Annotated in this window: 11 protein-coding genes and 1 pseudogene; 6 read left to right on the top strand and 6 right to left on the bottom strand. The window is 74.8% G+C overall.

From position 1 onward, the window contains the following. The first annotated feature begins 90 nt into the window (after positions 1 to 90). The gene (locus N8I86_RS07840; protein ID WP_263277473.1) at positions 91 to 960 is read left to right on the top strand and encodes a 5-oxoprolinase subunit C family protein; all 870 of its coding nucleotides are present in this window, start codon (positions 91 to 93) and stop codon (positions 958 to 960) included. On the opposite strand, the gene N8I86_RS07845 is transcribed toward N8I86_RS07840, so the two are convergent. The 5 genes from N8I86_RS07845 to N8I86_RS07865 form a co-directional block, all read right to left on the bottom strand. Beyond that, the gene (locus N8I86_RS07845) at positions 861 to 1,799 is read right to left on the bottom strand and encodes an SGNH/GDSL hydrolase family protein (RefSeq protein ID WP_263277474.1); all 939 of its coding nucleotides are present in this window, start codon (positions 1,797 to 1,799) and stop codon (positions 861 to 863) included. The genes N8I86_RS07840 and N8I86_RS07845 overlap by 100 nt on opposite strands. Further along, positions 1,796 to 2,971 (bottom strand): glycosyltransferase, encoded by a 1,176-nt coding sequence (locus N8I86_RS07850; RefSeq protein WP_263277475.1) that lies wholly within the window; start codon positions 2,969 to 2,971, stop codon positions 1,796 to 1,798. The genes N8I86_RS07845 and N8I86_RS07850 overlap by 4 nt, the downstream gene beginning before the upstream one ends. Then, on the bottom strand, positions 2,968 to 4,095 hold the full coding sequence (locus N8I86_RS07855; protein ID WP_263277476.1) for a glycosyltransferase family 4 protein: 1,128 nt from the start codon (positions 4,093 to 4,095) through the stop codon (positions 2,968 to 2,970). Before N8I86_RS07855 ends, N8I86_RS07850 begins: the two co-directional genes overlap by 4 nt. 189 nt (positions 4,096 to 4,284) lie before the next feature. Beyond that, complete coding sequence (locus tag N8I86_RS07860; RefSeq protein ID WP_073899274.1) at positions 4,285 to 5,703, bottom strand: HEAT repeat domain-containing protein; 1,419 nt, start codon at positions 5,701 to 5,703, stop codon at positions 4,285 to 4,287. 300 nt (positions 5,704 to 6,003) lie between these two features. Next, on the bottom strand, positions 6,004 to 6,396 hold the full coding sequence (locus N8I86_RS07865) for an ankyrin repeat domain-containing protein (RefSeq protein WP_073899276.1): 393 nt from the start codon (positions 6,394 to 6,396) through the stop codon (positions 6,004 to 6,006). Positions 6,397 to 6,718: 322 nt separating this feature from the next. Between N8I86_RS07865 and N8I86_RS07870 the strand changes: the two genes are divergently transcribed. Together N8I86_RS07870 and N8I86_RS07875 are read left to right on the top strand one after the other, a co-directional pair. Further along, positions 6,719 to 6,913 (top strand): hypothetical protein, encoded by a 195-nt coding sequence (locus N8I86_RS07870; protein WP_073899278.1) that lies wholly within the window; start codon positions 6,719 to 6,721, stop codon positions 6,911 to 6,913. A 40-nt stretch (positions 6,914 to 6,953) separates the two neighbouring features. Beyond that, positions 6,954 to 8,573 (top strand): P-loop NTPase family protein, encoded by a 1,620-nt coding sequence (locus N8I86_RS07875; protein ID WP_073899280.1) that lies wholly within the window; start codon positions 6,954 to 6,956, stop codon positions 8,571 to 8,573. 541 nt (positions 8,574 to 9,114) lie between these two features. Here N8I86_RS07875 and N8I86_RS07880 read toward each other — a convergent pair. Next, positions 9,115 to 10,622: pseudogene (locus N8I86_RS07880) on the bottom strand (SCO1417 family MocR-like transcription factor). Positions 10,623 to 10,733: 111 nt separating this feature from the next. Between N8I86_RS07880 and yczE the strand changes: the two are divergent. From yczE to N8I86_RS07895, 3 genes are all read left to right on the top strand, one after another. After that, the gene (yczE, locus tag N8I86_RS07885) at positions 10,734 to 11,387 is read left to right on the top strand and encodes a membrane protein YczE (RefSeq protein WP_073900029.1); all 654 of its coding nucleotides are present in this window, start codon (positions 10,734 to 10,736) and stop codon (positions 11,385 to 11,387) included. Continuing rightward, on the top strand, positions 11,384 to 12,160 hold the full coding sequence (locus tag N8I86_RS07890; RefSeq protein ID WP_073899284.1) for a glycerophosphodiester phosphodiesterase: 777 nt from the start codon (positions 11,384 to 11,386) through the stop codon (positions 12,158 to 12,160). Before yczE ends, N8I86_RS07890 begins: the two co-directional genes overlap by 4 nt. 62 nt (positions 12,161 to 12,222) lie before the next feature. Further along, positions 12,223 to 13,569 carry an MFS transporter gene (locus tag N8I86_RS07895; RefSeq protein ID WP_263277477.1) on the top strand — a complete coding sequence of 449 codons (1,347 nt, stop codon included), beginning with the start codon at positions 12,223 to 12,225 and terminating at the stop codon, positions 13,567 to 13,569. The last annotated feature ends 156 nt before the right edge of the window (positions 13,570 to 13,725 follow it).

Consider the following 13,725-nt stretch of genomic DNA (forward strand, 5'->3'; position numbering starts at 1 on the left):
GCGGGCACGGGGTACCGACGCCGGGCGCCACGAGCGGTCACGCGCGCGTACGCGTGGTACCCGCGCGGCGCGGCCGGCCGGGGAGCGCGCGTGACCGACCGTGCGCTCGTCGTCGTGCGCTCCGGGGCGCTGACCACCGTGCAGGACCGCGGCCGGCCCGGGTACGCCCACCTCGGGGTGCCCCGCTCCGGGGTCCTCGACGGGCCCGCGGCCGCGCTCGTGAACCGGCTGGTCGGCAACCCGCCGGACGCGGCCGTCCTGGAGACCACGCTCGACGGCTGTGCGGTGCGCCCCCGTTCGACGGTGACGGTGGCGGTGGGCGGCGCGCCCTGCCCCGTCCGGGTGGGCGGCCGCCCGGCCGCGTGGGGTGCCCCCGTCCTCGTGCGGGAGGGCGAGCTGCTGGAGGTGGGCGCGGCCACCGCCGGGGTGCGCGCGTACCTGGCCGTATCCGGCGGCATCGCCGTGGAGCCGGTCCTCGGCAGCCGGGCCACGGACCTGCTGTCCGGCCTCGGCCCGGCGCCGCTCACCGACGGCACGGTGCTGCCCCTGGGCGCCCCGGCCGGGCCGCCCGCGCGCGTGGACGGCGTCCCGCAGCCCCGCCCGCCCGCCGGCCTCGTGCTCCGGGTGACCCCCGGGCCGCGCGCGGACTGGTTCACGGCAGGCGCCGTCCGGACGCTCACCACGCGCGCCTACCGGGTCTCCCCGGCGAGCAACCGCATCGGCCTGCGCACCGAAGGGCCCCCGCTGGAGCGGGCCCGGCCCGGTGAACTCCCCAGCGAGGGCGTGGTCCTCGGCGCGGTCCAGGTCCCGCCGGACGGACGTCCGGTGGTCTTCCTGGCCGACCATCCGACGACCGGCGGCTACCCGGTCATCGCGGTGGTCCGCGCCGCCGACCTCCCGGCGGCGGCGCAGGCGCTCCCGGGCACCCCGGTCCGCTTCGTGCCGGTACGGCGCCGCTGAGCCCCGGCCCCGTCGACGGTGCGCTCGGGCAGCGCCGCGAGGGCCGCGGACACGGCCGCCGACGCGCTCAGGTCGAGGCGGGAACTGGTGCCCCGGGCGCGGTGGTGGAGCTCGTCGGCGGCCAGGCGCAGCAGTTGCGGGAGCAGGTCCTTGCAGCGCCGGGCCACCCAGCCGGTGCCGGCGGTGGCCAGCCACCACAGACTTTCCGTCCGGGTCGGCGCCGGGAACTCCGGTTCCGGCGAGGGCGGCTCCCCGGTCGCCCGGCCCGCCTCCGCGAGCAGGGCGTGGAAGCGGACCGCGAACTGCCGGTGCCCGCGCTCCCCCGGGTGCAGCCGGTCGGCGCTCCACAGCGTGCGGTCGCTCACCCAGTCGCCGTCCGCCGCGTGCAGGTGGACGGCGCCGTACCGCTCGGACAGCGCGTGCACGACGTCGTTGACCGCCCGCTGTCGCCGGGCCAGCGGGTGGCCCAGCGCGCCGGGGAGCCCGAGCATGGCGCCGGGGTCGGGCAGGCAGGCGGTGAGCAGGGTGGCGCCCTGGCCGGTGAGGGCCGCGTAGGTCCGGTCGAGGTTGGCGGCGACGGTGTGGATGTCGAAGGTGTGCCGGAGCGTGTCGTTGACGCCGATGACCACGGAGACGAGGCCGGGCCTCAGGTCGAGGGCGGCGGGGGTCTGCGATTCGAGCACGTCCCGGGTCTGGGCCCCGCTGACCGCGAGGTTGGTGAACTCCACCGGCAGCGCGGCCGCCAGGAGCGCGGCCCAGCCGCGCCGGCCGTCCCCGGCGGGGTCGCCCACGCCCTCGGTCAGCGAGTCGCCGAGGGCCACGAAGCGGACGGGTCTCATGCCACGCCCTCCGCGACCGCGCGGCGGGGCTCCGCCTGGCGCACCACCTCGGTGTCGTGGGCCGCCAGGAACGCCTCGACGGCCGTTCCCCACCCGAAGCACTCGGCACGCGCGCGTGCCGCGTCCCGCCGCACGGACTCGCCGCGCGCGAGGAGGGATTCGACGGCGTCCGCGAACGCCTCACCGGTACCGGCCGCGGCCGCGCCGGCGGACCCGATCACCTCGGGCAGCGCGGAGGACGCGCCGGCGACCACCGGTGTGCCGCAGGCCATGGCCTCCAGGGCGGCCAGCCCGAAGGTCTCGGCGGGTCCGGGTGCGAGGCAGACGTCGGCGGACGCCTGGAGCGCGCCGAGGAGGGACCGGTCGGAGACGTGTCCCAGGAAGGTCACCGGCAGCCCGCGCTCCCGCGCGCGCAGTTCCAGCCGGGCTCGCTGCGGTCCGTCCCCGGCCACCACCAGCGCGGCCCGCCGTCCGCGCCGCAGCAGCGCCTCCAAGGCGTCCAGGGCCGTGCCGGGCCGCTTCTCCACGGACAGCCGGGAGCACATCACGAGCAGCGTCTCGTCCCCGCGCGCGTACTGTCCCCGCAGCCCCGGGTCGCGCAGCCCGGGGTGGCGCTCCATCAGGTCGACACCGAGGGGGGCGCGTACGACGTTGCGCGCGCCGATGCGGACGAACTCGCGCTCGGCGAACTCCGTCGTGCACACGACCCGCGAGTAGACGTGCGCCGTACGGGTGTTGAGGGCGTCGGCGGCCCGGCGGGACAGCTGCTCGGACAGGCCCCAGGTGCGCAGGACGCCGTCGGCGGTCTCGTGGGAGACCATGACGGAGGGCACGCGCGCGCGGCGGGCCCAGCGGCCGGTCCAGCGCAGGGTCGTCCGGTCGGAGACCTCCAGGCGGTCCGGGGCGAGGTCCTCCAGCAGGGCGGCGACGCGCCGCCGGTCCGTGAGGACGCGGTAGCCGCCGGTGCCGGGCAGCAGGGGGCCGGGGAGGGTGATGACCCGGCCCTGCTCGGTGTCGCGGTCGGTGTGGCGTTCGCCGGGCACGATCAGCACGGGTGCGTGGCCCGCGGCCCGGTAGCCCCTGCCCAGTTCACGCAGGGCGGTGCGCAGGCCGCCGGAGGCGGGGGCGACGAAGTTGGCGAGCCGGACGATGCGCAGGGACTGGCCGGTCATGCCGCCACCGCCGTCTTCCGCGTCGCGAGGACGTCGTCGTAGTGGGCGATCAGCCGGTCGCCGACGGCGGCCCAGGTGCGGCCCTCGACCATCGCGCGGGCGGCGGTGCCGTAGGCGGCGCGCCGCGCGGGGTCGGCGGCCAGTTCGCGGACGGCGTCGTGCACGGCGGCGGCGTCGCGGGGCGGCACGAGCAGGCCGGTGCGGCCGTGGGCCACCAGGTCGAGGGGGCCGCCGACGGCGGGGGCGACGACCGGGACACCGCTGGCCATGGCCTCCTGGACGGTCTGGCAGAACGTCTCGAAGGGGCCGGTGTGCACGAACAGGTCCAGCGAGGCGAAGATCCGGGCCAGTTCACCGCCGGTGCGGCGGCCCAGGAAGACCGCGCCGGGCAGGGCCTCGGTCAGCTGGGGCCGGCTGGGTCCGTCGCCGACGACCACCAGCCGCACGCCCGGCATCGCGTCGACCCCGGCGAGGAGTTCCACGTGCTTCTCGGGGGCGAGCCGGCCGACGTAGCCGACGATCAGCTCGCCGTTCGGGGCGAGTTCGCGGCGCAGCGACGCGTCGCGGTGCTCTGGCCGGAAACGTACGGTGTCGACGCCGCGCGGCCACAGCCGTACCTGGGGCACACCGTGTGCCTCCAGGTCGTCGAGCGCGGCACTGGACGGGGCCAGGGTGAGGTCGGCGGCGGAGTGCACGGAGCGTATCCGGCGCCAGGCCGCGGCCTCTCCGGCGCCCATGTACGTGCGGGCGTAGCCGGCCAGGTCGGTCTGGTAGACGGCGACGGCGGGGATGCCGAGGCGGGCGGCGGCCGCCATGCCGCGGACGCCGAGGACGAAGGGACTCGCCAGGTGGACGACGTCGGCGCGGTGCTCGGTGAGGGCCGCGGCGAGCCGCCTGCTCGGCAGGGCGACGCGGACCTGCGGGTAGCCGGGGAGGGGGAGGGAGGGGACTCGGACGACCGGGCACGGGGCATCCGTGTCCGGCGGGCTGCCGGGGGCGGTGGCCGGCGCGACGACGAGCGGGAGGTGACCGCGATCTACGAGGTGCCGGGCGGTCTGGAACGCGCAGTGGGCCACGCCGTTCACGTCGGGGGGAAAGGATTCGGTCACGATGACGACACGCATACGGGTGTTGTCGCCGTGCCGGACGTGGCCGCGTCGACTTCGATCTTTCCGCGCGGGAAACGTCCCATGAGCGTTGGACCGCACACCCGAGCGGGTCAGACGGCCGTCATGGCCGCCTGACCCGCGGGTCACCGGTTGTTCACACGGCGGGCGGTCGTGCGCCGCGGCCGTGTGCGTGCGGGGGGAGGATCAGCCGGCGGCGAGGTCCGGGCCGAAGCGGCTGCGCACCGCCGTCTGCACCTCGTCCTCCTCGGCCGGGTCCACGGCCAGGCGGCGCAGTCGCTCCACGACCCGCGCGTCACCGGTCTCGGCGTGCCGGGCGGCCACTTCGCGGGTGGTCTCCTCGCAGTCCCACAGGCATTCGACGGCGAATCCGGTGGCGAAGGAGGGATCGGTGGCGGCCAAGGCGCGGGCGGCGCGGCCGCGGAGATGGGAGGAGGCCGTCTCGCGGTAGACGTGGCGCAGCACGGGGGCCGCGCAGGCGATGCCGAGGCGTCCGGCGCCGTCGACGAGCGTCCACAGGGTGGGTGCGTCGGGGCCTTCGCCGCGTACGGCCTCGCGCAGGGCCCCGAGGACGAGTTCACGGTCCTGGGTGCCGCCCCGGCAGGCGAGCACGCGTCCGGCGGCGGCGCCGAGGGCGTCGGGGCGCTGGGCCCAGCCGCGGGCCCGGTCGACGGCGGCGACGCTGCGCATCCGCTCGAAGGCGTCCACGGCGGCCTCCACGACGGGAGCCGTGCCGTCCACGACGGCCGCCTCGACGAGGTCCAGGGCGTCGGGATCGTTGCTGTCGGCGAGGTAGCGCAGTGCGGTGCAGCGGGCGCCGTCGTCGCCGTCGCGGGCGGCCCGGAGGATCTCGGGCCGGTCCTCGGGTCCGGCCACGGCGACCAGGCAGCGGGCGGCCGGGACGTGGAGGGCGGCGCCGCGGTCCATGCCCTGCTGGGCCCATTCGAAGACGGCGCGCACGCTCCAGCCGGGGCGCGGCCCGGTGGGCCGCATCTGCCGCTGCCAGCGGTCGAAACAGCCGGCTTCGTGGGCGGCACGCACGCGCGTGGCGATCGTTTCGCGCGGATCCTCGGCCCACAGCCGCCAGGGCCGCGGTTCGAAGGCGTCCCGCACGGTGGCGGCCAGCTCGGCGTCGCCTTCGGGATCGGCGGGGAAGCGGGCCAGCACGGGGGCGGCGAGGGCGCGCAGGCCCGCGTCGTCGTCCCGCAGGGCGAGCTCGTCCAGGGCCCAGGCCCAGTTGGAGCCGTGGGCGGCGTACCTGCGCAGCAGCTCCAGGGCGTCCCGCCTGCCGTAGGAGGCGAGGTGCCCGAGGACGGCCAGTGCCAGGCCGGTGCGGGAGTCCTCGGTGTCGAGGACGTCCTCGGCGTCGAACAGGTGCGCCTCGACGGCGTCCAGCTCGCCGTTCAGGTCGAGGTAGAGCCGGGCGTAGTACAGGGAGCGGTTCTCCACCTGCCAGTCGTGGCGGGGATCGCTCAGCACACAGTGGTTGAGGGCCGCGAGCGCTTCGGCGCGCGGGGCGGTGAGCGCGTGCAGCGTGCCGTCGCCGCGACCGCGCTGGAGCAGCCCGAGCAGCGTACCGCTGGGCGCTATGACCGGATCGAACATGGGAAACAGCCTCACATCAAGCGTCGACGCAACCGGGGAACACGCATTACCTGGCCGCGTGACACAACGTCGGAGCGCCCGCCGTCTCTTGCTTGCTGTAGACCATCTCTCTCTGCCTCTCGTCGGTGGCCCATGCGGACCGCATCACGGCCCGCGCGGTGCGGCAACACCTGCCCAGCCATCGCGTCCGTGAATCACGACGTCATGATGACCCGCGGTGTGTGCTGCCGCGACCGTATTTACGGCGGCCTCTTACCGCCTCCCCCGTTTTCCGTGTCGTACCTGATCAGGACGTCCGGCTCAGTTGACGCCGAACAACTCCAGCAGCTCCGCCTTGCCGAACATGCGGGCCGTGTCGACGGCCGACGGCGTGCCCGCGGCGGGGTCCGCCCCGGCTTCGAGCAGGACCTTGATCACGTCCGTCTCGCCCTTGAAGACGGCGCCCGCGAGCGGGGTCTGGCCCCGGTCGTTGATCCGGTCCGCCTCCGCGCCGCGGGCGAGCAGCGCCTTCACCGCGTCGGCGTGGCCGTGGTAGGCGGCGAGCATCACCAGGGAGTCGCCGCGGTCGTTGGTGAGGTTGGCCGGCACGCCCGCGTCGACATACGCCACGAGTGCCTCGGTCTGCCCCTGCCGGGCCAGATCGAAGATCTTGGTGGCCAGCTCCACGACCTCGGGGTCGGGGGCTTCGCTCATCGGCCGGACCGCCTCTCCTCGGAACTTCGGTGAACGTCAGGCAGCGTACGGCAGCGCGTGGGACGCGGCCGTACGCCGCCGTACGAGTGAATCGCCAGCGTACTGGCTCTCGCGGCACATGACCCGATCTGCCCGAGGTAAAGATCACCGACAGGCTCCGTCGGCGGCGGAAATCCCGGTCAACCGGGTCGGATCGGCTCCGCCGAGTGGGGGAAATCAGCCGTATTTCACCCAGTTGCACCTTTAATAGTATGGATACATGCTGTGATCCTGGAACAACTCATGGTGACTGTCCCCCACCTTCGACACCAGGAGGCCCGAAATGATCCTCTCCCTGTCAGGCGTGTTCCTGCTCGGCGTCATCGTCTTCCTCTTCTTCCGCAAGGACGGACTGAAGGGTTCGCACGCCACGGTCTCGGCCCTGTTCGGCTTCTACCTGTCGAGCACGGCCATCGCCCCGAGCATCAAGGCAGGCGGCGAGAGTCTGGCCAGCCTCCTCGGCGGCCTGAAGTTCTGACCCCGACCGTCACGCCCGCACGCACGATCAGGAGACAGCAGTGGCCCGGCGCCCTCTCCCCCGCATTCTGAGCAAAGACAGCGCGCAGATCGCCCGGACGCAGATCGCCCGGAGCCGGGAGCTGGCCCGGACGGCGGCCGACAGCGCCACCGACGTCCTCCACCCGCTGATCACCGTCTCGCGCGGACTGCGCCGGCTGGCCACGGCCGGGCGGCGCAGATGGGCGGACACCCCGAAGGACCGACGCGGGCCACTGCTGTTCCTGGCGGCCTCGGTGTTCCTGGTCGTGGCCCTGGTGCCGTACGGGCCGCTGCTCGCCGTCATCACCGTGATGGCGGCAGCGGCCTGGCAGGGCCGCGACCGCACCCCGCGGGAGCCCGAGGGGCCCGACGAGTCACAGACCGAGCGGCTCCAGGCGCTGTACGAGGCCCTGGTGCCGTACTTCACCGGTCCCGAGGACCCCGCGCCGCTCTTCCTGCACGGCGGGGACTGGCAGAAGGCCTTCCCCGAGCACGAGTTCGACGACGGCGGACGCGTCGGTCACCTCGTGATCCGCTACCCCGCCTACTTCCCCGACGGCGAGGCCGCGGCCCGCGCGCGGATCGAGCAGGTGCTCACCGCGAAGGCCGGGCGGGGCCGCGAGTACCGCTTCGCGTGGGACGAGGAGGGCAACCAGCTCACGGTCACCGTCCTCGCCCCGCTGCCCACCGACATCACCGCCCAGCGCTTCGTCACCGCGCCCGGCGAGACCGTCCTCGGCTTCACCGACCCCGGCGAGGTCCAGCGCACGCTCCCCCTGTCCTTCGCGGAGGAGGAGATCGACGTCCCCCCGGTCGTCTGGCGCACCGGCATCCGCTCCACCGAGCCGCACCTGCTGGCCATGGGCCACCCCGGCAGCGGCACCTCCACCCTGCTGCGCTCGATCGCCCTGCAGGCCCTTGAGTACGGCGACGTCCTGATCGTCGACGGCGGCGGCACGGGTGAGTACGCGTGCCTGACCGGCCGGGACGGCGTCCTGGCCGTGGAGTGCGCCCTCCCCGGGGCGCTGGCCAGCCTGGAGTGGGCCGCCCAGGAGACCGAGCGGCGGCTCATCGCCATCAACCTGGCCCGGCAGGCGGGCGACCCGCCGCCCGAGGACACCCGGCGACCGCTGTGGATCGTGCTGGACCGCCCGAGCGTCTTCGCCCATCTCGCCGCGACGGACGGCCGCAAGGACCCGCAGGCACTGCTCCAGGTGCCGCTGCGGCACGGCCGCGCCGCGAACGTGACCGTGGTGGTGGCCGAGCAGATCGACGGCGCGGACGCGCTGAGCGACGCGGTACGGCAGCACACCCGCGCGCGTGTCGTGCTCGGGCCCGCGGCACCGGGACAGGTCGAGGCGGTTCTGGGGATGCCGCCGCACACGACGGCCCTCGCACACGTACCGCCGGGGCGGGGGTACGCCCGGCTGGGGTCGGGCCCGGTGCACCGGCTCCAGGTGCCGCGCACGCCCGATCCGTACGACGAGGCGACGAGCGACGTGGACCGGCAGGCCGTGCTGGCGCTGCTGCCGCCGCGCACGACCCCGGCGGACGAGCAGCCGCCGGAGCCGCCGGCCCCGACGGACCTCACGAAGCCCGCCCCGGCTCCCGCAGAGGCCTTGGCCGCGGAACCCTCGTAGGGCCCCGCTGCGATGCCTGCCGGGGCACCCCGGCGGGTGCGTGGGGCGCGGGCCGACATCGGTAGCCCGGGAGGGCGCGACGGCACGTACCCCCGGCGGGGCGGCCACAGGGCAGCGCGACGGCGCGAACCCCCGCAGACGCGGCGGCGCGAGGGCACGGCGCCCGACGCTGCGAAAACACGGAGGCGGGGCACCCCAGCGGCGCGAGGCGGGTCGGCAGGAGGCTCGGCCCTCCAGGGGCGCGAGGGTGCCCAGGCGCAACACCGCAGGTCGGCGCGGCGGTACAGCAGCGGGGGGTGAGCCAGGTAGTCCCGCGCCACGGCATCCCCAGAGCGCGGCAGCGCGGAGGCGCGGTCACCCCGCGGGGGCGGATACCGGGCAGCGCGGCGGCGCAGGGACGCGGCACCCCGTGACCGCGGCAGCGCGGCGGCCGGCGCCGCAAGGGCGCGACACCCCGGCGGCACGGCATCGCGGCGCCGCGCGACGTGCGGGCGGATGCCGCGCGCCGGCCGGCAGCACGCCACCGGTCAGCCCCGGTCGGCTACGCCACGAACGTGCGCGGGGCCTCCGAGCCTCCCGTCGCTCCGGATTCCACGAGACGGGCCGCGGCCGCGAGGCGGGCCGCCGCCTCGTCGGCCACCGCTCCCCCGACCGTGAACGGGAGCCGGACATAGCCCTCGAAGGCGCCGTCGACGCCGAAGCGCGGGCCGGACGGGACACGGACGCCGACCCGCTCCCCCATCTCCGCGAGCCGGGAGCCGGAGAGGCCCCCGGCGCGCACCCAGAGGGTCAGGCCGCCCCGCGGGATCTCGAACTCCCAGCCGGGCAGTTCCCGGCGTACGGCGGCCACCAGCGCGTCCCGGTTCCCCCGGGCCTGGTCGCGCCGCAGGTCCACGGCCTGCTCCCAGCCGCCGGTGCTGAACAGCCAGTTCACGGCGAGCTGCTCCAGGACGGGCGTGCCCAGGTCGGCGTACGCACGCGCCGCGACCAGGCTGCGGATGACGTCCGGAGCGGCGCGCACCCAGCCGATCCGCATGCCCGCCCAGAACGCCTTGCTGGCGGATCCGACGGTGATGACCGTGGAACCGGCCGGGTCGAAGCCGCACACGGGCCGGGGCATGCCGCCGTTCCCGTACTCCTCGTCGAGCCAGAGTTCGGACATCGTCTCGTCGGCGACGAGCACCGTGCCGGCCGAGCGGGCCGCGTCCACCAGCCGGCGCCGCTGGTCCTCGTCGGCGAGCGCGCCGGTGGGATTGTGGAAGTCGGCGACGACGTAGGCGAGGCGCGGCGCGGCCTCGCGCAGCACCTGGCGCCAGCGGTCCAGGTCCCAGCCGGTCAGCCCCTCGGCCATGGCGACGGGGATGAGCCGGGCGCCCGCCTCCCGCATCAGCTGGAGGATGTTGGCGTAGGACGGGGACTCCACGGCGATCCGCTCGCCGCGGCCCGCGAAGAGGTGGCAGATCGCGTCGATGGCGCCCATCGCACCGGTCGTCACCATGATCTGTTCCGGCATGGTGGGGATCCCGCGCGCGGTGTAGCGCTCGGCGATCATCGCGCGCAGGGCGGGCAGCCCGGCCGGGTAGTCGCCGTGCGTGTGCGCGTACGGCGGCAGCTCCTCCAGGGCGCCCTGGACCGCCCGGGTGAGCCACGGTTCGGGCGCCGGGAGCGAGGCGCAGCCCAGGTCGATCACCGAGCCCAGGGCCTCGGGGGCAGCGGCTCCAGGCCGCGCGCGGGCAGCGGGTTGCCCGCGGGCACCGCGGTCCAGCTCCCGGCTCCGCGGCGGGACTCCAGGAAGCCCTCGCCGCGCAGCGCCTCGTAGGCGGCCGCGACGGTGGTCCGGCTCACGGAGAGGGCGAGGGCGAGTTCCCGCTCGGCGGGGAGGCGGGCGGCCACCGGAACGCGGCCTTCGAGCACCAGCAGCCGGATGCCGTCGGCCAGGGCACGGTAGGCGGGAGGGCGCCGGGTGCCCGGGCCGGCGGGGCGCTCCTGCTGGGAGTTGAGGAGCCGCGCCAGTTGGGCGGCCCCCATCGCAGAGGTCCACTGCGCCATGACGATCAGTCCACCTTCCCCGAATTGGCCATGGATGCCGATTCATCCCCAGCCACAGAGTGTCATGCGTCAGGCCACCGCCACCACCCAGGGGGGTATGTCGTGTCCGTCATGTCGAGGCACGGCCGTCTCGGACGCCGTTCGATCCAGCTGTACGCCGGACTCGCGCTGTACGGCGCGAGTTCCGCGCTGCTCGTGCGGGCCGGGCTCGGCCTGGAGCCCTGGAACGTGCTGCACCAGGGGCTCGCGGAGCTCACCGGACTGACCATCGGCGTGGTGTCGATCGTGGTGGGGGCGGCGGTGCTGCTGCTGTGGATCCCGCTGCGCCAGCGCCCCGGACTCGGAACGGTCTCCAACGTCTTCGTCGTCGGCCTCGCCATGGACGGCACGCTCGCCCTCCTCCCGGACGCACACGCGCTCGCCGTACGCGTCCCGCTCCTGCTCGCGGGCATCGTGCTGAACGGCGTGGCGACCGGGCTGTACATCGCGGCGGACTTCGGGCCGGGCCCGCGCGACGGGCTGATGACGGGACTGCACCGGCGTACCGGCCGCTCGATCCGGCTGATGCGGACGGGGATCGAGGTCGCGGTCGTGGTCACCGGGTTCCTGCTGGGCGGCACCATCGGCGTCGGCACGGTGCTGTACGCCGTCTCCATCGGCCCGCTGGCCCAGTTCTTCCTGCGGATGTTCGCCGTCCCCGCGGCATCGGACCGCAGCACGGTCGTTGCCGCCGCGACACCGGAGGGAGCGATACTGCCGGGGTGACCCTCACGACACCGCCCATACGCCACCCGTACCTGGACCATCCGGGGCCCATCGCCTTCGCCCACCGCGGCGGGGCCGCCGACGGGCTGGAGAACACCGTGGCGCAGTTCCGGCGCGCGTTCGAGACGGGCTACCGGTACATGGAGACCGACGTCCACGTCACGGCCGACGGCCGTCTCGTCGCCTTCCACGACACGACCCTGGACCGGGTCACCGACGGCGCGGGCCGGATCGCGGACCTGCGCTGGGACGACGTACGGCAGGCGCGTGTGGGCGGCCGGGAGCCGGTGCCGCTGTTCGAGGAGCTGCTGGAGACCTTCCCCGAGGTCCGCTGGAACGTCGACGTCAAGGCGGAGCCGGCCCTGCGGCCCCTGCTGGACCTGATCGAGCGCACCGACGCCTGGGACCGGGTCTGCGTGGGCTCCTTCTCCGAGGCACGCGTGCTGCGGGCCCAGCGGCTGGCCGGGCCGCGTCTGGCCACCTCGTTCGGCACCCGGGGGGTGCTCAGCCTGCGGCTGCGGTCCTGGGGGCTGCCCGCGGCGGTACGCCGGTCCGCGGTCGCGGCGCAGGTGCCCGAGGCCCAGTCGGGCGTCCCGGTGGTCGACCAGCGCTTCGTCCGCGCCGCCCACGCGCGCGGGCTGCAGGTGCACGTGTGGACGGTCAACGAACCCGCGCGGATGCACCGGCTCCTGGAGCTGGGCGTTGATGGCATCATGACCGATCACATCGACACGTTGCGCGAGGTCATGGAGGACCGCGGCGTCTGGGTCTGACCGCCCGGACCGGCCGGGGCCCCGCCTTCGCACGGCACTTCTGCGGAGAAGCGAGGGCACGGGTGGGCACCGAGACCGTGCGCACACGGACGGCGGACGAGACCGCCGGCCGGAAGCGCGAACAGCGCGGCTGGTACTTCTACGACTGGGCGTGCTCGGTCTACTCCACGACCGTCCTCACCGTGTTCCTCGGCCCGTACCTCACCGCCGTCGCCGAGCACGCCGCGGACGCCGACGGCTATGTGCACCCGCTGGGCGTCCCGGTGCGGGCCGGCTCCTTCTTCGCCTACTCGGTGTCCCTGTCGGTGATCGCGGCCGTCGTGGTGATGCCGCTCGTCGGCGGGGCCGCCGACCGGACGGGCCGCAAGAAGCCGCTGCTCGCGGCGGCGGCCTACACCGGTGCGGCGGCGACCACCGGCATGTTCTTCCTCGACGGCGACCGGTACCTGCTCGGCGGGGTGCTGCTCGTCGTGGCCAACGCGGCGCAGTCCGTCGCGATGATGCTCTACAACTCCTACCTGCCGCAGATCGCCCCGCCCGACGAGCGCGACGCCGTCTCCTCGCGCGGCTGGGCCTTCGGGTACGCGGCGGGGTCCCTGGTCCTCGTCGCCAACCTGGTGCTGTACACGGCGCACGACTCCTTCGGCCTGTCCGAGACGGCCGCGGTCCGCGTCTGCCTGGCCTCGGCGGGCCTGTGGTGGGGCGCCTTCACCCTCGTACCGCTGCGCAGGCTCCGGGACCGCCACGCGGACGGGGAGCGGGCGGCGGCTCCCGGGGTGCGGCAGCTCGTGGACACCGTCCGGGACATGCGCGGCCATCCGCTGACGCTGTCGTTCCTGCTGGCCTATCTGGTCTACAACGACGGCATCCAGACGGTGATCACCCAGGCCTCGGTCTACGGCTCCGAGGAGCTGGGACTCGGGCAGTCGACGCTGATCGGAGCCGTGCTCCTGGTCCAGGTCCTCGCCGTGGCCGGGGCGCTGGCGATGGGACGGCTGGCCCGGACGTACGGCGCCCGGCGGACGATCCTCGGCTCACTGGTGGCCTGGACGGCGATCCTGGCGGCCGGCTGGTTCCTGCCCGCCAAGGCCCCGGTGTGGTTCTTCGTGCTGGCCTCCGGGATCGGACTGGTCCTCGGCGGCAGCCAGGCGTTGTCCCGGTCGCTCTTCTCCCACCTGGTGCCGCCGGGCAAGGAGGCCGAGTACTTCGCCGCGTACGAACTGAGCGACCGCGGGATGAGCTGGCTCGGGCCGCTGCTGTTCGGCCTGACCTACCAGCTGACCGGAAGCTACCGTTCGGCGATCCTGTCGCTCGTGGCCTTCTTCGTCATCGGGTTCGCCCTGCTCGCGCGGGTCCCGGTGCGGCGTGCGATCGGCGCGGCGGGGAACCCGGTTCCGGAGAAGATCTAGTTTCGATTTAGCGTTCAAACCCAAAGGGCGGTAGTGTACGCGTTTGGCCTGGCAGGCGTACCGTTACTGCGCGTCAAAGATGCCGAAACGCTGGGTGACATCTGCTAGCAGATGTGACAAACCGGGCGCCTGTGGGTAGAACAAGGGGCGGCTACG

Source organism: Streptomyces albidicamelliae, assembly GCF_025642175.1.
Taxonomy (GTDB): domain Bacteria; phylum Actinomycetota; class Actinomycetes; order Streptomycetales; family Streptomycetaceae; genus Streptomyces; species Streptomyces albidocamelliae.

Bases quoted from the DNA above. Each gene is read 5' to 3' on its own strand.
- N8I86_RS07845 (WP_263277474.1), bottom strand. From the start codon at position 1,799: ATGAGACCCGTCCGCTTCGTGGCCCTCGGCGACTCGCTGACCGAGGGC.
- N8I86_RS07850 (WP_263277475.1), bottom strand. From the start codon at position 2,971: ATGACCGGCCAGTCCCTGCGCATCGTCCGGCTCGCCAACTTCGTCGCC.
- N8I86_RS07855 (WP_263277476.1), bottom strand. From the start codon at position 4,095: ATGCGTGTCGTCATCGTGACCGAATCCTTTCCCCCCGACGTGAACGGC.
- N8I86_RS07860 (WP_073899274.1), bottom strand. From the start codon at position 5,703: ATGTTCGATCCGGTCATAGCGCCCAGCGGTACGCTGCTCGGGCTGCTC.
- N8I86_RS07865 (WP_073899276.1), bottom strand. From the start codon at position 6,396: ATGAGCGAAGCCCCCGACCCCGAGGTCGTGGAGCTGGCCACCAAGATC.
- N8I86_RS07870 (WP_073899278.1), top strand. From the start codon at position 6,719: ATGATCCTCTCCCTGTCAGGCGTGTTCCTGCTCGGCGTCATCGTCTTC.
- yczE (WP_073900029.1), top strand. From the start codon at position 10,734: ATGTCGAGGCACGGCCGTCTCGGACGCCGTTCGATCCAGCTGTACGCC.